13 protein-coding genes are annotated in these 17763 nt (G+C 68.3%); 10 read left to right on the plus strand and 3 right to left on the minus strand.

Features of this window, described 5'->3' with window-relative positions; all coding sequences use genetic code 11:
* The first annotated feature begins 6 nt into the window (after positions 1-6).
* The 4 genes from A3CU_RS45980 to A3CU_RS0121720 all read left to right on the plus strand — a co-directional run bounded on the left by A3CU_RS45980 (position 7) and on the right by A3CU_RS0121720 (position 4309).
* A complete protein-coding gene (locus tag A3CU_RS45980) occupies positions 7-1347 on the plus strand; it encodes an MFS transporter (RefSeq protein WP_043842050.1) in 1341 nt (446 codons plus the stop codon).
* Positions 1337-2554, plus strand: coding sequence for an MFS transporter (locus tag A3CU_RS0121710; RefSeq protein WP_027944077.1), 1218 nt, complete (start codon positions 1337-1339; stop codon positions 2552-2554). Before A3CU_RS45980 ends, A3CU_RS0121710 begins: the two co-directional genes overlap by 11 nt.
* 160 nt (positions 2555-2714) lie before the next feature.
* On the plus strand, positions 2715-3143 hold the full coding sequence (locus A3CU_RS0121715; protein ID WP_027944078.1) for a MaoC family dehydratase: 429 nt from the start codon (positions 2715-2717) through the stop codon (positions 3141-3143).
* Between the two features lie 5 nt (positions 3144-3148).
* A complete protein-coding gene (locus A3CU_RS0121720; protein ID WP_027944079.1) occupies positions 3149-4309 on the plus strand; it encodes an acetyl-CoA C-acyltransferase in 1161 nt (386 codons plus the stop codon).
* Positions 4310-4401: 92 nt separating this feature from the next.
* Here the strand turns inward: A3CU_RS0121720 and A3CU_RS0121725 are convergent, their stop codons facing one another.
* The 3 genes from A3CU_RS0121725 to A3CU_RS0121735 all read right to left on the minus strand — a co-directional run bounded on the left by A3CU_RS0121725 (position 4402) and on the right by A3CU_RS0121735 (position 10225).
* Positions 4402-5673, minus strand: coding sequence for an HNH endonuclease signature motif containing protein (locus tag A3CU_RS0121725; RefSeq protein WP_027944080.1), 1272 nt, complete (start codon positions 5671-5673; stop codon positions 4402-4404).
* A 326-nt stretch (positions 5674-5999) separates the two neighbouring features.
* Positions 6000-8144: a hydantoinase B/oxoprolinase family protein gene (locus A3CU_RS0121730; RefSeq protein WP_027944081.1), complete on the minus strand. Its 2145-nt coding sequence runs from the start codon at positions 8142-8144 to the stop codon at positions 6000-6002.
* A gap of 2 nt (positions 8145-8146) precedes the next feature.
* Positions 8147-10225, minus strand: coding sequence for a hydantoinase/oxoprolinase family protein (locus tag A3CU_RS0121735; protein ID WP_027944082.1), 2079 nt, complete (start codon positions 10223-10225; stop codon positions 8147-8149).
* A 90-nt stretch (positions 10226-10315) separates the two neighbouring features.
* On the opposite strand from A3CU_RS0121735, the gene A3CU_RS0121740 reads away from it, so the two are divergent.
* From A3CU_RS0121740 to A3CU_RS0121765, 6 genes are all read left to right on the plus strand, one after another.
* Positions 10316-12457 carry an acetate--CoA ligase family protein gene (locus A3CU_RS0121740; protein ID WP_052371963.1) on the plus strand — a complete coding sequence of 714 codons (2142 nt, stop codon included), beginning with the start codon at positions 10316-10318 and terminating at the stop codon, positions 12455-12457.
* A 40-nt stretch (positions 12458-12497) separates the two neighbouring features.
* Entirely contained in the window at positions 12498-13757 is a 1260-nt protein-coding gene (locus A3CU_RS0121745; RefSeq protein ID WP_211246483.1) for a CaiB/BaiF CoA transferase family protein, read from the plus strand.
* Positions 13758-13871: 114 nt separating this feature from the next.
* On the plus strand, positions 13872-14693 hold the full coding sequence (locus A3CU_RS0121750) for an ABC transporter ATP-binding protein (protein WP_245617248.1): 822 nt from the start codon (positions 13872-13874) through the stop codon (positions 14691-14693).
* A gap of 166 nt (positions 14694-14859) precedes the next feature.
* Positions 14860-15741 carry an ABC transporter permease gene (locus tag A3CU_RS0121755; protein ID WP_027944086.1) on the plus strand — a complete coding sequence of 294 codons (882 nt, stop codon included), beginning with the start codon at positions 14860-14862 and terminating at the stop codon, positions 15739-15741.
* Between the two features lie 40 nt (positions 15742-15781).
* Positions 15782-16936: an ABC transporter substrate-binding protein gene (locus A3CU_RS0121760; RefSeq protein ID WP_052371964.1), complete on the plus strand. Its 1155-nt coding sequence runs from the start codon at positions 15782-15784 to the stop codon at positions 16934-16936.
* A complete protein-coding gene (locus tag A3CU_RS0121765; RefSeq protein WP_027944088.1) occupies positions 16936-17742 on the plus strand; it encodes an SDR family NAD(P)-dependent oxidoreductase in 807 nt (268 codons plus the stop codon). The genes A3CU_RS0121760 and A3CU_RS0121765 overlap by 1 nt, the downstream gene beginning before the upstream one ends.
* Positions 17743-17763 lie beyond the last annotated feature (21 nt).

The raw sequence follows: 17763 nt of genomic DNA on the forward strand, positions 1-17763 counted from the left end.
ATGACCATGAGCTCGACAGTCACGACGACGACCGCCACTCGCCGCGGATCCGCCCGCAAGGTCGCGGTCGCCAGCTTCATCGGCACCGCGATCGAGTGGTACGACTTCTACCTTTACGGCACGGCCGCCGCGCTGGTGTTCAACCGGCTGTTCTTCCCTTCCTTCTCGCCGCTGGCAGGAACCCTGCTGGCGCTGTCCACCTACACCGCGGGGTTCGTCGCCCGACCGCTCGGCGGCATCGTCATGGGCCACTTCGGCGACCGGCTCGGCCGCAAGTCCATGCTCGTGCTGTCCTTGCTGATGATGGGCACCGCCACGGCGCTGATCGGCGTGCTGCCGACGTTCGCGGTCGCCGGTATCTGGGCGCCGTTACTGCTCGTCGTACTGAGAGTGGTGCAAGGCTTCGGCGTCGGCGGCGAGTGGGGTGGCGCGGTGCTGATGGCCGTGGAACACGCCCCGAAGCGATCCCGCGGTTTCTTCGGCGCGTGGCCGCAGATCGGCGTGCCCGCGGGGCTGCTGCTCGCCAACGGTGTGTTCATGGCGCTGACCAACGCGCTCGGCGAAAAAGCCTTCCTGCAGTGGGGCTGGCGCATTCCGTTCCTGCTCTCGGCGGTCCTCGTGCTCGTCGGCCTGGTCATCCGGTTGCAGGTCGAGGAGTCGCCCGCGTTCCAGGAGGTCGCCAGCTCGGGCCGGGTCGACCGCAGGCCGTTCGTGACGTTGCTGCGTACCCAGTGGCGAGTGGTGTTGCTCGCGGCCGGGGTCAAGCTCGCGCAGAACTCGATCTTCTACATCTTCACCGTGTTCGTGCTGACCTATGCGACGAGCGTGCTCGGGCTGAGCCAGTCGGTCGCGCTCACCGGTGTGCTCATCAGCTCGGCGCTGAGCCTGGGCAGCCTGCTGTTCTTCGGCTGGCTGTCCGACCGCTACGGCAGGCGCAGGGTGTACCTCGTGGGTGCGGTGGTGTCGGTGCTCTTCGCGTTCCCGTTCTTCTGGCTGCTCGACACGCGCTCCGCAGTGGTGATCTGGCTGGCGATGGTCATCGGCATGATCGGCCACGACATGATGTACGGCCCGCAGGCTGCGTACTTCAGCGAGTTGTTCGACGCGAAGGTGCGCTACAGCGGCGCGTCGCTGGGCTACCAGCTGTCGTCGCTTATCGCGGGCGGGTTCGCGCCGGTCATCGCCGTGGCGCTGCTCGGTGTAGCGGGCGGCCACCACTGGCCCATCGCGACGTACATGATCGTGGTCGGGGTGATCAGCGTGGTGGCCCTGGCGCTCGCCCCCGAGACGCATCGCGGCGACCGCCGCGAGCGGGCCGATACGAGCGGGAGGGTCGATGACACGTGATCACCGGTACGTCCAGCTGGGCCTGATCGCCGCCATGCAGGTGCTGGGCCTTGCGGTGTGGTTCTCGGCGTCAGCCGTGGTGCCGACGCTGCGCGAGGTGTGGCGCATCGGGGACATGCAGGCGGTGTGGCTCACCGCGTCGGTGCAGGTTGGATTCGTGGCGGGCGCCGTCACCTCGGCGGCGTTCAACCTGCCGGACCGGTTCCCGCCGCAGCGGGTAGCGGCATGCGCGGCGCTCGGCGCGGCGCTGGTAACGGCAGCGGTGCCGGTGCTGGCGGACGGTTTCGGCGTCGCCGTGCTGCTGCGCCTGTGCACCGGATTCTTCCTGGCCGGCGTGTACCCGGTCGGGATGAAGCTGATGGCGTCGTGGTTCGGTTCGGCCGGGCGGGGACTGGCGCTCGGAGTGCTGGTCGGCGCGCTCACGCTCGGCTCGGCGCTGCCGCAACTGCTCAGGGGACTGGGCACGCTGCCGTGGCAGGGCGTGCTGGCTGCCGCGGCCGGGCTCGGTGCGGTCGCGGCGGTGCTCGCGCTGACGCTCGTCCGGCCGGGGCCCCACCTTTCCGGAAAGGGAGCGCGGCACCGGCCGAGGTACGCGCTGGAGATGTTCACCGAGCGCGGCCCGCTGCTGGCGAACTTGGGCTACTTCGGGCACATGTGGGAGCTGTACGCGCTGTGGACCTGGCTGCCGTCGTTCGTCGCGGCGGGCGCGGCCACAACGGGCACGACCACGAGTCTCGTCGCGTTCGCGGCGATCGGCGTCGCCGGCGTCGCGGGCTGCCTGCTCGGCGGCTGGGCCGCCGACCGATACGGCCGGGCCCCCGCGGCGGGCGTGGCGCTCGTTGTCAGCGGCGCGTGTTGTGTCGTCTCGCCGCTGTTCTTCGGCGCACCACTGCCGGTGCTGCTCGTGCTTCTGGTGGTGTGGGGCGCGGCCGTGATTGCGGACTCCGGCGTTTTCTCCACGGCGCTCAGCGAGGTCGCCGACTCCCGCTACGTCGGCACGGCGCTCACCGCGCAGACCGCGATCGGGTTCCTGCTCACCGTGGTCACCATCAACCTCGTGCCCATGCTGGCCGGGCTCACCGGCTGGCGCTACGCCTTCCTTCTGCTCGCACCGGGCCCCATCCTGGGGGCGATCGCCATGCGGGCGCTGGGACACCGGACGGCACGTGCCGCCCGGCTCGACCAACCGATTGGAGAGATGACATGACACCCCTTGTGTCAACCCGCGGCCATCCTGGTGACCACCGAGCGCGCGCTTTTGTCCCGTTGCCGGGGCGGGGCGCCCTCGTCGCGGACCTGACTCGATCCCTTAGGCCGTGCCCCGTCGACACCATCGCGGTCGCGCGCAAACTCTCGGAGGAGAAGCCATGACCTCGTGCTGGCCTCACGGAGCACCGTCGGCCGGAGAATCCGCCGAGTTGAGCAGGCTCGTCACGACGCGCGACATCGAGTTGTTCACCGAGATCAGCGGCGACCGCAACCCGCTGCACTACGACGAGGAGGCCGCGGCGGCGTCGCGGTTCGGTGAGATAGTCGTGCAGGGCGGCATCACGAGCGCGATCCTGAACGCGGTGGTGGCCGAGAAGCTGCCCGGCCCCGGCACGGTGTTCCTGAACACCCAGTTCGACTTCTCCGCCCCGGTACGGCCCGGCGACACGATCACTGGCCGCGTCGAGGTGACCGAAGCCCGCGAGGACAAGCCCATCACGAAGCTGAAGGTGAGCGTGACCCGCGACGACGGCACTGTCGCACTGTCCGGCACTGCCGTCTGCTACACGATGGCGCTGGAACGGTGACCGCCATGGACGATCGCACGCCGGTGCTGGCCGCCGCGGCCCGCACCCCGATCGGCAGGCTCGGTGGCGCGCTCGCCGGGGTCGACGCGCTCGACCTCGGCGCGACCGCGGTCGCCGGCGCGCTCGCCAGGGCTGGTGGCATCGCGCCGGACTACGTGTACCTCGGCAACGTCGTGCAGGCCGGCAACGGGCAGAACCCCGCCCGGCTTGCCGCGACCCGGGCCGGAGTGCCGGTCACCGTCCCGGCGATGACACTCAACGACGTGTGCCTCGCGAGCATGAGCGCGGTCGGCTGGGCCGCGGCGCAGATCCGCATGGGAGAACTGGGCGCGGCGGTCGTCGGTGGCTTCGACTCCATGACGAGGGCCCCGCACGCGGTACGCGTGCGGGGTGCAGGCAAGGTCGGTGATCATCAGCTCACGGACCTGCTCGTCCACGATGGACTGTGGTGCGGGATCGCGGAGAGCGGCATGGGCGAGTTGTCCGACGCGGAGAACGCGCGGCTCGGCATCGGCCGTGCGGCGCAGGACGAACTCGCCGCGGCGAGCCACCAGCGTGCGGAGGCCGCGACGGCGGCCGGTGTGCTCGCCGGGGAGATCGTGCCGGTCGACGGTGTGGCGCTGGAGAGCGACGAAGGCATCCGGCGCGGGAGCACGGCCGAGGCACTCGCACGGCTGCGGCCCGCGTTCACCGCGGACGGCACCATCACCGCCGCGAACGCCTCGCAGATGTCCGACGCGGGCGCGGCGGGCGTGCTCACCTCGCTGCGCACCGCGCAAGAGCACGGCCTTGCCGGACTGACCGAGATCGTGGACCGCGTCGTCGTCGCGGGCCCGGACCCGGCGCTGCACCTGCGACCCGCCGACGCGATTCGCGCACTGCTGGAGCGAAACCGGCTCACCGTCGGCGACATCGGCCGCTGGGAGATCAACGAGGCGTTCGCCGGGGTCGTGCTCGCCAGCACCCAGAAGCTCGGCATCGACCTGGACACCGTCAACGTCAACGGCGGCGCCATCGCGCTCGGTCACCCGCTCGGGGCGTCTGGCTTCCGGCTCGTGCAGACGCTGGCCGCGGAACTGCCGAGGGCGGGTGCCGAACTCGGGGTCGCCGCCATCTGCGGTGGTGGTGGACAAGGGCAAGCCGTGTTGCTGCGCGCGGTGCGTTAGCTGGATGACAGGGCCAGCGCTCGGGCGACGGTGCTGTCTGTCCGAGTGCTGGTCACAGCCTGATACCGATCTTGAGGTTGACACAAGGGGTGTTATGCGGCTTGTTGGTGTCTGGGTAGGGTGGTGTGCGCGAGGTTGCGCATGGGTTTTCGCTCGCGGTCGATCCAGGGCGGAGGGATGAACTCGGGCAGATGCCCGTTCATCCGTACCTCCCACGCCGTGCGATGGACCGTCCGATGATGGCGAGCACACAAGAGCACCAAGTTGTCGACGTCGGTGCGCTTGTCCACCGACCACGCCACCACGTGATGCGGTGTCGTCCACTTAGGTCCGCGAGTGCAGCCCGGATATGCGCATCCTCGATCTCGGACGGCCAGGTAGCGGCGTTGGGCGGGCGTGGCGAACCGGGAAGCGTCGCCCACGTAGAGGGGTGCGGCGTTGTTGCCGAAGATCGCGGGCACCACCTTCGACTCACAGGCCAGACGGCGAAGCCCATCCACGCTCGATAGTCCGGGAACGTCGAGAAACGCTTGCCGGGCACGGTTTTCGAGTTCTGCCAGCGTGACCGACACGATCATCACCGCGCGTTCCCCGCCCTGGGTCGCCAACTCGTCGCAGCGGGCGGCCAGGGCGATGATCTCGGCGAGTGCGTCTCCGGCGCGTTCGGCGGTGGTGCGGGTATCGTGTTCGCCGATGGCGGGGTTCTTGTGTGGTTTGGCCAGTGGTCCGAGTAGCCCGTCGAGTTCCTCGGCGGTTTCGGCGTCCAGTTCACCGCTGAAGCGGATACTGCCGTCTTTGCGGCGCGTGATGTCCAACCGGCGCAGCGGGTGGGCTTGTTCGCGTTCTTTGTCGGCTGGTGGTGCGGTGTCCTGGTCCCAGATCGCGTGCAGTCGGCGGCCGGCTTTGCGCACCGCTTCCGGTCCGGCCTGCCGAGCCAGCTCCACCAGGATCCGCTCATCCGCCTCGCGCTGCTCGACGGGAATCCCGGCCGGGCACGCCTGAAACGTCGCGGTAATCGCCTGGACATGCTCTACGTTGATGTCTCCGGCGGTCAGGGCTTGGCTGGTGGCGGCCTGTGGTGGGGGTTGCGGCACGCCGGTCAGCGACGACGACGGCATGGTCGCCGCGGCATGGTCGATGCGTTGTTTGGCTTCCCGTGTGGAAATCCGCAAGGTATCGGTCAGGAACGCGGCGGTGTCCTTGTATCCCAGAGACTTCCCCAGTCCGCGCTGCTCGCTCTCGCCCACGGCCGCGAGCATCTCCGCGTAGCCGGTCCGCAGCTTTTCCTCACACGCCACCACAATTGCGGCCAGGTCCCCATCGGGAACCTGCCACAACTGGGAACCGGGACTCTGCTCGGACATGCATCCATGATATCAAGTTTAGTGCATGCGTTCGATACACGTTCGAGTTAATTTGATGAGGCAGGATCGACACAAGTAGTCACAAGTAACGTCTGCCGCAAGTTGAGCAGCGCTCTTATCCCTTTGTCGGTCAGGTTGTTTCGCTGTCAAGTTGTCCGGCCTAGACCAAGCCATGGCCGATCTTGCGGACTTCGGTGGCGGTGAGGCTGGATCAGAAGAGCGTACAACCGGTGTGGGTCCGACAGATTCGCCTCGACACCTGCCTTTTGTCGAATCGCTACCTGGTCTTCGGTCCGCTGAGCTAGTTCGGGGCCAAGCTCACGGTGTTATGTCCAGAGTTCGGTTGCGTGGACGATGGGTTCACCGCGCAGCGCGATCTCGGTGTCGACCTGCGCGGCGCAACCGGGACAGAAGTAGCGGCGGAACACGAAGCGCCGCGCGCCTTCGTGTCGTGCGGTCTCCGGCCATCGCTTGGTGACCGGAAGTTCGGCGGTGACAAGGTGTTGCCGCACATTGTCCGTGGCGGGACCGATCTCGGTGTCACAGCGCCTGCACTGGACCGAACCGGCGACGACGTCGAGCGCACTGGACAAGCGGCGCCTGCCGGAACGGGCCACGTCGGCAGGTGGAAGTGGGTCACGACCGCCGAGGCGGGTGCGCCGTCGGTCACGCCGCAAGGTGTCCGTCGCAACTGGATCGACAGCGGAATCGGCGATCACTACTCCGTAGTCACGTTCCGCGCCGTCTCGACTGACCAACCCGGCGCGTACATCCGCGAGGACCTCGTCGGCCGGCCGGTCGAGCGGGTCGCCTACGCCACCGCCGCCGGCGCACCAACTCAGATATGTCTGCCGCGGTTCGATCGCCACCGATGCCTTTGCCGGCAGTGCCGTGCCTCCCGCCGCGACGTCCTCGGCCGGGGTGTCGACATCAGGTTCTCCGGGCACGAGCATCATTCCGGTCGGCGCACCCGGCTCGCCTGCCGCGACTCCGGTTGACGTCGGCTGCTCGACACCGTGCGAGAAGACCGTGGTGTCGAACCGGCCACCGGCGCGGTGCGGCAGATAGCCGTGCTCGGCGGACACGCCACCCCGGTACCGGCCGGGACCTCCGGAGTCGGGGCGTTCCCGGCGCCAGAGGTAGCGTAGCGGGTAGCGCTGCTCGATCACCTCGATGTTGGCGCATGCCGCGCCGGGAGAGGTGAGGATGCCGGAAACGTCGGCGCCGTCGGCGAAACCGCGGGCTCCGCCGCCGCCGAGCAACCCGTCCAGCAACATCGTGCCGAACGGCCTGCCCTGCTCGGTCCGGCCCGCGATGGTCTGCGCGGGCGCCGATGACATGCAGGAGGCCAGCACACGATCACCGAACGCGCCGTCTGGTTCCCCGGCGGCGTCCAGCAGTCGCGCGATGCAGGCGTTCACGCAGGTTCGCACCTCTTGTCCAGCCGCGTTCACGCTCATCGCCACCGCGGCCGGCCAGCGGGCGTGCACCACACTGCCCTCACGGGTACGCAGGTCGACCGCGGCGGCGAAACCCGCAGGCACCCACGGCATGCCGTACCCGAGGAGCGCCATCACCGCGGCCATCGCGAAGTTCTGGGTGGTGGCAAGGGTGGCGTTGACCCCGGACTCCGCCTGGTCCGAGCTCTCGGTGAAATCGAGCGTGAGCTTCTCGCCCCGCTTGGTCATGGTGAGCCGGATGGCGAAGACGGTGTTCTCGCGGCCGTCGTGTTCCATGAATGCGGTGTGCCGAAAACGACCGTCCGGCAAACTGGCGAGCCGTTGGCGGAACTGCGTTTCGGTCGCGGTTACCAGCCGCTGCAACGTGTTCACCAGCGTGTCGGTGCCGTAGCGGGCACACAGTTCGAGCACTCGTTCGGCCTGCAGCCGGTTCGCGGCGACCTGGCCGAGCAGATCGAGCGCGTTGAGGTCCGGAGTCCGGGACCGGATCAGGTACTCACGTTCGATGTCCCGTCGGATGACGCCGCCTTCCACGATCCGTACCGGTGGCATCGGAATGGGCTCTTCGAAGATGCTGCGCGCGGCCACGTTGATGCTGCCCGCGGTGGGGCCGCCGACATCGGGCTGGTGCACGACCGAGCCGGACCAGGCGATGAGCGTCTCACCGTCGAAGATCGGGGCAACCACGATCGCGTCCGGCTGATGCGGCGCGCCGACATACGGATCGTTGGTGAGGAACATGTCACCGGACCGGATACCGGGATTGTCGCCGTAGTTGGCCAGGATGTCCTGGATGACACCGGAGAGCGACACCACTTGCACGAGGATGTAGATACCGGTGACGACGACCTGCCCGTCCGGCGTCATCAACGCGGTGTTCACGTCGTTCGCTTCGGTGGCCACCTGCGAGCCGGACACCCGGCCGATCGTGGTCGCCGCCTCGTCGTTGATCACCCACAGCCGATGGCGGAGAATCTCGAAGGTGATCGGGTCGAGGTCGTTGTCGGGCACCGCTAAACCCCTGTCCGTAGCCGGATGTTGCCGTTCTCGTCGACGACCGCGCGCTGCCTTGGATAAACCACCACGGTGGTGGTCTCCAACTCGATGAACGCCGGACCATCCACCCTAGACCCGGCGGATAGCCGATCCCGGTCGTAGACGGGTCGTTCTCCGAGCTCGCCATCGAACCAGGCGATGCGCGATCGGGCTGGTTCGGCGCCGTTCCGCGACGGCACCGTCGGCGGTGCCGCACCCGGTGTTCGCAACGAGAGGCGTCCCTCGACCGCAAGGCTCACCACCTCCACCCCGGAGGCCGCGTACGCGGTGCCCTTACCGACGATCTGTTCGTAGTCGCCGCGGAACCGCTCGGCGAGCCGCTCAGCGAGGTCCTCGTTGATCGGGCCGGGCGGCAACTCGACGGGCAATTCGTTGACCTGATTGACGAACCGCAACCCTGCCCGGCGAACGAGCGTCAGCTCCCCGGCAATGGACCGGTCGCCAATGGCGAGTTCGGCACGCACCTGGGCCTCCAGCACGTCGGCGACCTCGGCGAGCGCTGACGCTCCGGTGCCGAGCGGAACGGGGGAGAACTGGCGTTCGGCGACCGTGCTGAGGTCGCTGGCGACCGCGCCGTACGCGGAGAACACCGCGGCGAGCGCGGGAATGATCGCCTCCGCGCAGCCCAACTCGTCGGCATATCGCCCGACGTACTGGGCCGCGGCGCCGCCGAAAGCGTAGAGCGCGAAGTCGCGTGGATCGTGTCCTTTTCGGACTGTCGCGCGACGGACTAGATCGGCCATCTGGGCGTTGGCAACGGTGAGAATCCCGTCAGCGGCAGCGTAGACGTCGAGTCCGAGCGGTTGCGCGACGTACTTGCTGACCGCCTCGGCCGCGGCCGCACGATCGAGTCGAAGGTGACCGCCGAGCCGGTCCAGGTAACCGAGTACCACGGCGGCATCGGTCACGGTCGGCCGCGTGCCACCTAGGCCATAGCAGACGGGTCCCGGATCGTTGCCCATACTCTCCGGGCCGACCCGCAGCGCGCCGAGCGTGTCGTCCACCCAGGCCAGCGATCCACCACCGGTACCGATGGACAGAATGTCCACAACGGACATCGCGAGCGCGTGGCGGTTCAGTAGCGGACGGCGCAGGTACTGGACGTCACCATCGATCACCAGGCCGACGTCGAAGCTGGTACCGCCGACGTCGGTTGTGATCACATTGCGGTGGCCGAGCTGTCGTCCGATATGAACGGTCGCACTCAGACCACCCACCGGCCCGGAGTTCAACGTCTCCAGGCTGCGCTGCGCGAGCCGATGTGCCTGTTGCACCCCACCGCCACTGCGCATCAGCACGAAGGTGCCGGCAAATCCGTTGTCCCGCAACGCGTTCGTGAGCGTGTCGAGGTAGCCGCCGACCAGCGGCCCGACATAGGCATTCAACACCGTGGTGACGGTGCGTTCATACTCGCCGACCCGGGGCGCGAGCTCGCTCGACAGGCTCAGGTGCGCGCCCGGCAAGCGTTCACGAACCAGTTCGGCAAGCCGCTGCTCGTGCTCGGGTCGCAACATCGACCAGAGCAAGCTGATCGCGACCGCGTTGACGCCGCGCTGCGCGAGCAGGTCGATTTGGCCGCGCGCGTGCTCTTCGTCGAGCGGGGTCAGGATGTCGCCGTGCGCGTCCACCCGTTCCCGGATGCCGAGAATCCGGTCACGGGGCACCAGCAGTGGGGGTTTGGCCCACCGCGTCGGCTCCGACAGGCTCTCCGCGTCGAGGCCGTGCACCTTGTTGATCTTCGCGATCGGCAGCGTCGACTCGAAGCCGCGGGTGGTGAGCAGGCCGACGGCCGCTCCGGTGCCGGTGAGTAACGCGTTCAGCCCGATCGTGGTGCCGTGGCTGAACACGGTACAAGCGCCGAGCGCGTCGGGGAGGGTCTGTCCGAGCGCGGCCGCGGCCTGCGTGACGGAGGTGAGTACCGCGGCGGCCGGATCTGCCTTGCGAGACAGCGTCTTGCCGACGCCGAACCTGCCATCCGAGGAAATGATCACGGTGTCGGTGAAGGTCCCCCCGGTGTCGACGCCGACAACCTGCACGCGACCGCCTCCCGAAAGTAGCAAGCGCTTGGTTGATTAGGTTATGGTGCACCCGATGACGCAGTCAAGCGTGAGAGGTGCCGACCGAACGTGAACTCGCCGACCGACATCACCCCGGCCACGCGCCGGACAGCACTGCGGGAACTAGACCTTGACCGGTTCTTCCATCCGGAAACCGTTGCCGTGATTGGCGCGTCGGACACGCCCGACCGTCCGACCACGTTGAACTGGCGACGCATCCGGGACTGGGCGAACCGGGTGGGTTCCCGTATCCACCCGGTGAACCCGAAGAAGGAGATGGTCGACGGCCTCCCGTGCTTTCCGTCCATCCTGGATGTGCCGGGCGAGGTCGACCTGGTGGTGATCCTGATCGGCGACGCCATGGGTGTTCTCCCGCAGGTGATCTCTTCCGGTGCGCGATACGCGGTGATGTTCGCCGGCGGGTTCGCCGAGACCGGGGCGGAGGGCGCCCGCCGGCAGGCGGAGCTCGAAGACCTGCTCGCCGCGGGCCAGTTGCGGCTACTCGGACCGAACACCAACCTCAACGCGTTCGAGGAGTTCCGGGACGACCTGCCAGGGCGGCCGATCGCGCTGATCACGCAGAGCGGGCACCAGGGCAGGCCCGTGTTCCAGGGCCAGGAGATCGGCATCCGGTTCAGCCACTGGGCACCGACCGGCAACGAGGCCGACCTCGAGGTGGCGGACTTCGTTCGCTACTTCGCGGATCTCGAGGAGACCGGGGCGATCGCCGCGTATGTCGAGGGCTTCCGGGACGGCCGCACCTTTCAACTCGCGGCGGATCACGCCGCGCGCAAGGGCGTTCCGCTGGTGATGGTGAAGGTGGGACGTACCGCGATCGGCCGTTCCTGGGCGAAGTCGCACACCGGCCACCTGGCCGGGTCGGACGCGATCGTCTCGGCGGTGATGCGGCAGTACGGTGTGATCCGCGTCGACGGACTCGACGAACTCCTTGACACCGCGGCGATGCTGGCGCGGGCCAAACCGCCGACCGCGCGTGGGGTCTGCGTGTACTCGATTTCGGGTGGGACCAGCGCGCACATGGCCGACCTCGCCACGGCGGCCGGGCTCGAACTGCCGGAGCTGACCGAGGACACGCAACGCGCGCTCCGCGAGTGGATTCCGGACTATCTCAGGGTTTCCAATCCGGTGGACAACGGCGGTCACCCGACCGGTGACTGGCGTGGCCGCAAGATTCTCGACGCGCTGGTGGCCGACCCCGGCATCGGCGCGCTCGTGGTGCCGATCACCGGCGCCTTCCCGCCGATGAGTGACTACTTCGTGCGTGACCTGGTCGCGGTCGCGGAGACCACCGACAAGCCGGTGTGTGTCGTGTGGGGCTCGCCGGTCGGGACCGAAGGGGCATACCGCGACGTGCTGCTCCGTTCGGGCATTCCGGTGTTCCGCACCTTCGGCAACTGCATCACCGCGGTGCATGCCTACTTCCAGCATCACGAATTCATGCGCGAGTACCAATCCCCGTGGGATCGGGTAGAGCTGAGGCCGTCGCCGGTGGCGCCGAAGGCCCGGGAGCTCATCGCCGGAGGGTCGGTGCTGGCCGAGCACGATGCCAAGTCCCTGCTGGCCGCCTACGACATCCCGGTGAGCCGCGATGTTCTTGCCACCTCGGCGTCCGACGCGGTGGCCGCGGCAGACTCCATCGGCTATCCGGTGGTGCTGAAGGTCGCTTCGGCGGCCATCGCGCACAAGTCCGACCTCGGCCTGGTGCGGATCGGTGTCGGCTCGGCAACGCAGGTCCGCGAGACGTACGCAGAACTCGTTGACCGCGCGTCGGCCGCCGTCGACCCGGCGCTCATCGACGGTGTGCTGGTCTGCGAGCAGCTCACCGGCGGCGTGGAGACCGTCGCCGGCATCGCAACCGATGAGCTGTTCGGGCCGGCCGTGATGTTCGGCATCGGCGGACTGGCGGTCGAGGTCTACCGGGACGTCACGTTCCGAGTACCGCCGTTCGACCGCGCCGAAGCGCTGCGGATGATTCGCGAGATCAAGGCGTTCCCGTTGCTGCGGGGTCATCGTGGCCAGCCGGCCGCGGACCTGGACGCACTCGCCGACGTGCTGATGAAGGTGCAGCGTATCGCGCTCGACCTGCCGGGCGAGCTGACCGAACTGGACATCAACCCGCTGCTCGCCCTGCCGGGGCGGGCCGTCGCGCTGGATGCGTTCGCCGCGGGGAGGACGAAGGAACAACCATGACACGAGTCATCCTGACGTCTGTACGAGAGAGGGCGCACCAGTGACCGAACAGGAACCCGTGGCACTACTGGAAAGCGTGCGGGTGCTCGACTGCTCCATGCTCGCGCCGTCCGGGCTCGGGCAACATCTCGCCGACCTCGGCGCCGACGTCATCAAGGTCGAGGCGCCGGGCAATGGCGACTACGTGCGCAAGCTCGCCTGGCCGATCGTGCGCGGGAATTCGCTCTTGCACTGGCGGTGGAACCGGGGCAAGCGCAGCCTGGCGCTCGATCTGCGCACCTCCGAAGGGGTCGAGGTTTTCGAGGAACTGGTGTGCAACGCCGACGTGGTGGTCGAAGGCATGCGCCCGGGCGCGCTCGCCAGGCGTGGCTTGGGCTATGACCGGCTGCGCCGGCTCAATCCGGCGGTCGTGTTCTGCGCGCTGTCGGGCTACGGCGGTAGTGGCCCGTATCGGGACATGGCCAGCCACGGCATCGCCTATGACGCGATCGCCGGCCTCGCCCCACCCGGGAGAACGCCGGACGGCTTCCCGACCCTCACGTCGTACACCCAGGTCGGCTCGCACGCCGCCCCGCTGTTCGGCGCGCTTGGTGTGCTGGCCGCGGTGATCAGGGCGCGGCAGACCGGCGAGGGCGTCGCGCTGGACGTCGCCCAGTCCGACGCCGCCGTGGTGTGGAACTGGATGGCCATCGAATCCGCAGTGGCCGAACAGCGGCCGGACGACGAGGTCACCGGCAACGACGGCGACGGGAAAGGTGGCGAGCGCCGGGCCTACGGCGCGGGAGGAATGGCCGCCGCCGTGCGCTACCAGTACTACGAGACCAGCGACGGCCACGTCCTTTTCCAAGCGTCGGAACGGAAGTTCTGGCGGAACTTCTGTGTCGGCATCGGCAGGGAAGACCTCTACGACCGGGCCCCCGGCAAGGAGTTCGCCGACCATGCGCGCGGGGATCACGAGTTGCGCCGGACTCTGGCCGGAATTTTCGCCGGGCGCAGTACGGCCGAATGGGTCGAGTTCGGCCGCGAGGTGGACACGCCGATCGCACCGGTTTATGCGGGTACGGCCGTGCTCGACGACCCTCAGTTGAAGCACCGGATCGGTTGGTTGCCAGCGGAAACCCACGGCGTCGCGATGATGCGCACTCCGGTGCGGCTGACCGATGCCGAACTGGCGGCACCCGGTCCGGCACCCTCGGTCGGCGAGCACGGGGAACAGGTACTCACCGAACTGCTCGGCTACGACGAGACAAGGCTGCGCGCACTGCGAGCCGCCGGCGCGATTCCCGACACGATCAAGTAACGGGAGAGTCGTCCGAAGAACGACCTCTTGCCTGTCTCGTCGTCTGGCCGTAGTCTACCAAGCGCTTGATAGGTTGCGCACTGCGCGAAACCCCATCGTCGTGAGGATCCAGTATTGACACCCATAGAGACGCAGCAGATTCATGCTCGCGCGAGTGACGCCGCGGCGGGCCGCGGCGGCGTGAAGATAGAGGCGCGCGGTGTCGAGCGGGTTTTCGAGAGCAAGAACCGCGAGGTGCGTGCGCTGGGACCGTTCGACCTGGACATCGCGGACGGCGAGTTCGTCTGCCTGGTCGGGCCCTCGGGATGCGGGAAGTCCACCTTCCTCCGCATGGTGGCCGGGCTGGCCCGGCCATCCGCGGGCACCGTCCGGGTTTCCGTTCGCGACACGAGCCGGCCGCCGACCGCCATGGTGTTCCAGGACTACTCGATCTATCCGTGGCGCACCGTGCTCGCCAACGTCCGGTTCGGGCTCGAAGTCCAGGGCGTGTCCAAAAAGGAAGCCGAGCGGAGGGCGCTCGACAGCATCAGCAGGCTCGGCCTTGCCGAATTCACCAAGTCGTACCCGCACGAGCTCTCCGGCGGGATGCGGCAGCGCGTCTCCATCGCCAGGGCCTTGGCGATGGAGCCGGAGATCCTGTTGATGGACGAGCCGTTCGCCGCACTGGACGCGCAGATGAGAACGATCCTGCAGGAGGAACTGCTCGCGCTGTGGGAGGCCGACCGGCGCACGGTGCTGTTCGTGACGCACAGCCTGGAGGAGGCGATTCTGCTCGCCGACCGGGTGGTGGTGATGACCGCGCGGCCGGGAAAGTTGTTGGACGACAAGGTGATCCCGTTCGACCGGCCGAGGTCGGTGGCCATCCGGCAAAGCCCGGAATTCGCCGCACTGCACGAGGAACTGTGGGAGCACCTGCGACGGGAGGTAACGCCATGACACCCGCTGTGTCAACCCGCGGCTGGCAGGGCGACCACAGAGNGCGCCGCCGCCAGGCCCCGCTATCGAGGCGGCAGGGCGCCATCAAAGACGACGTGACCCGAGGTCGTCAGGAGCGCCCTGGCGACACGATCGCGGTCGCGCGCAAACTCGCGGAGGACACGCCATGACGAGCGCCTCGCAGGCCCAGCGATCGATCGAAGTGACTGACGGCACGGTGCTCACCAGGGAGCCGGGGCCGGCAGAACTGCGGCCACGCGCGCACGCACGCCGCCAGCGGACCGTCCGGATGTCGCTGTCGATCGGCGTTCCCGTCGCCATTATCGTGCTGTGGCAGGTGGTTTCGGACAGCGCGCTGATTGATCCTCGGCTGTACCCCTCACCGACCACCATCGCGGAGTCCGCCTGGGACATGGCCGTCAGCGGCGTGCTCTGGCATGACCTCTGGATCAGTTGCCAACGGGTGATCCTCGGCTTCCTGCTCGGCGCGGTGACCGGGCTTGCGCTCGGGGTGTTCACCGGTTTGTCGAAGTATGTGCGGGCCGCGCTGGAGCCGATGCTCAATGGTCTCTACACGGTGCCGAAGCTGGCGTTGCTGCCGATCTTCCTGACCATCTTCGGGCTGGGGGAGGGCCCGAAGATCGTGCTGATCGCGGTGACCGTGTTCTTCTACGTCTGGATCTCCACCATGTCCGCGATCCTGGTGGTGCCCAAGGGATACCGCGAGGCCGCGGTGTCCTTCGGGGCCGGCAACTGGCAGATGTTCACCAAGATCATCCTGCCCGCCGCGCTACCGCAGACCTTCGTCGGGCTGCGGATCTCCATGGCCACGGCGGTGCTGGTCCTGGTCGGCGCCGAGTTCATCGTCGGCAACGACGGTCTCGGTTACGTCATCTTCAATTCCCGTTCCCTGCTGCAGAACGAGCGGATGTATGTCGGCATCGTCTGCGCCGCCCTGCTCGGCGTGATCGCGTCCGCCTTGGTGCGGTGGCTCGGTAGGCGACTGTCCCCGTGGTCTCCCGAGGACAACGCGATCAGCCCGCAGTAACCCATCCGTCACCCGAGGCCACGTTGAAAAGGACCCGGCCATGATCAGAACTCGTGCAAAACGCCTCCCGATCCCACTGGTGCTGGCCGCCGTGCTCACCCTGCTCGCGGGCTGCGGAGCCGGCCGCGGTGGCACCGGCAGCACGATCGCCACCCCGGCTCGGCCGATCACCGCGGTCGAGGGGTGCGGTCCGGAGTCCTACACGGACCCGGACGTCCGCGACCATCCCCTCGCGCGGTGCGCGCCGAACACTCCCGCGCCGAAGAAGCTCGCCCAGCGGACGAAGATCACCGTCAGCGCGGCGACGCTGAGCGCGGAACATCTGGCACCGCTACTTCTCGCCAAGAGCCTCGGCGAGTTCGAGAAGGAGAACCTGGACGTCGATTTCCGGGTGTTGACCGCGGCCGACGCGTGGCCGTTGCTCGGCCGGGGCGACCTCGATGTCGTCTGGGGCGGCACGGAAGCCGCCATGTTCAACGCGATCGCGTCGGACTTCCACATCCGCCAGGTGAGCGGCAACTTCATTCCGGCCGCTGGTTCGAAGGTCGGGCTGTGGAGCAGCACCAACGGGAAGGTCGACCCGGCGAACCCGAAGATCAGCGCGCTGAAGGGCGGTACCGTCGCATCCATCGTCGGGCCGGGTGGCGTGATCAACTATCCGTTGAGCGAGGCGCTGAAGAAGGAAGGACTGTCCATCAAGGACATCAAGATCCAGACGCTGCCGGCGGCGGACATCCTCACCGCGCTGCGCAACGGAAGCGTGGACGGCGCCTGGGTACTCGACCCGCTCTGGCTGGAGCTGCAGAAGGACCCGAAGGTCGCCCATCTGGCCGGTCAACCGGAGGGTGAGGTGCTCGGCGGCGCCTTCATGGGGCCGAACCTGCTGGAGAAGAACAAGGACGCCGGAGTCGCGTTCCTGCGGGCGGTCATCCGGACCATCAACACCTACTTCACCGGCGACTACCACCAGAACGCGCAGACCATGGCGGACGTGCAGCGGGAGACGAAGCTGACCCAGGAACAGCTGACCAAGACACCGGCGCTGATGTTCGACTGGGAGATCAGGTCCGGCACGGCAGCGCGGATTCAGGAGGTCTTCCTGAGTACCCGAGCCGTCTCCTACACGGAAGCACTGCCCGAGGACAAGATCGTCGACCGGTCTCTCTATCAGGAAGTCGTCGGCCGGAGCCAGTGATGGCCGGCAGGTTCGACGGCACCGTCGCGGTGGTCTTCGGGGCGGCCCGGCCCCCGGGTATCGGGCGGGCGACGGCGCTTCGGCTCGCCGGCGAGGGCGCCCTGGTCGCCTGCCTCGACCACACCGGTGCGGCCGGGTCCGATGTGGACACGACGGCGGTGTCACGTGCCGCGCTCGAGGCGGTAGTCGGGGAGATAATCGACGCCAGTGGCACGGCGATCGGGATACCGGTGGACACCACGGACGAGGACTCGGTGCGTGCCGGTCTTGCCGAGGCGGAGCGGGTCCTCGGCCCGATCGGTGCCGGCGCATACCTCGGTGGCGGGACGGGGCCGGGCAACGGCGCACTGCTCCGTCTGCCGCTTGAGGAGTTCGACGCGACGATCCGGCTGAACCTCCGCGGTGCGCTGATCGCCATGCGCGGCCTTGCCGGCCGGATGCCGGACGGCGGTGCCATTGTGGCGCTGTCGTCGCACGCGGTCCGGTCACGGCCGGCCACCTTCGGTGCGTTCGCGGCCGCGAAGGCCGGTGTCGAGTCGTTGGTCGGCTCGCTCGCTCGCGAACTGGCCGCGTCCGGGGTGCGGGTGAACGCGGTGTCGCCGCTCGGGATCGGTGGTGGCGCGGTGAACCCTGGCCTCGCGGCCACGGCGGGCGGGTCGCCTCCGATGCCGGACTGGATCAGCGACCGCATCCCGCTCGGCCGGCTCCAGTCCGCCGATGAGACCGCGGCCGCGGTCACCTACTTGCTGTCGGAGGACGCGTCGTTCATCACCGGTCAGACCCTCTCCGTGACCGGTGGTGCCTGATAGCGTCTGTAGCGACCAAGC

This window comes from Amycolatopsis taiwanensis DSM 45107, from assembly GCF_000519205.1.
GTDB lineage: Bacteria > Actinomycetota > Actinomycetes > Mycobacteriales > Pseudonocardiaceae > Amycolatopsis_E > Amycolatopsis_E taiwanensis.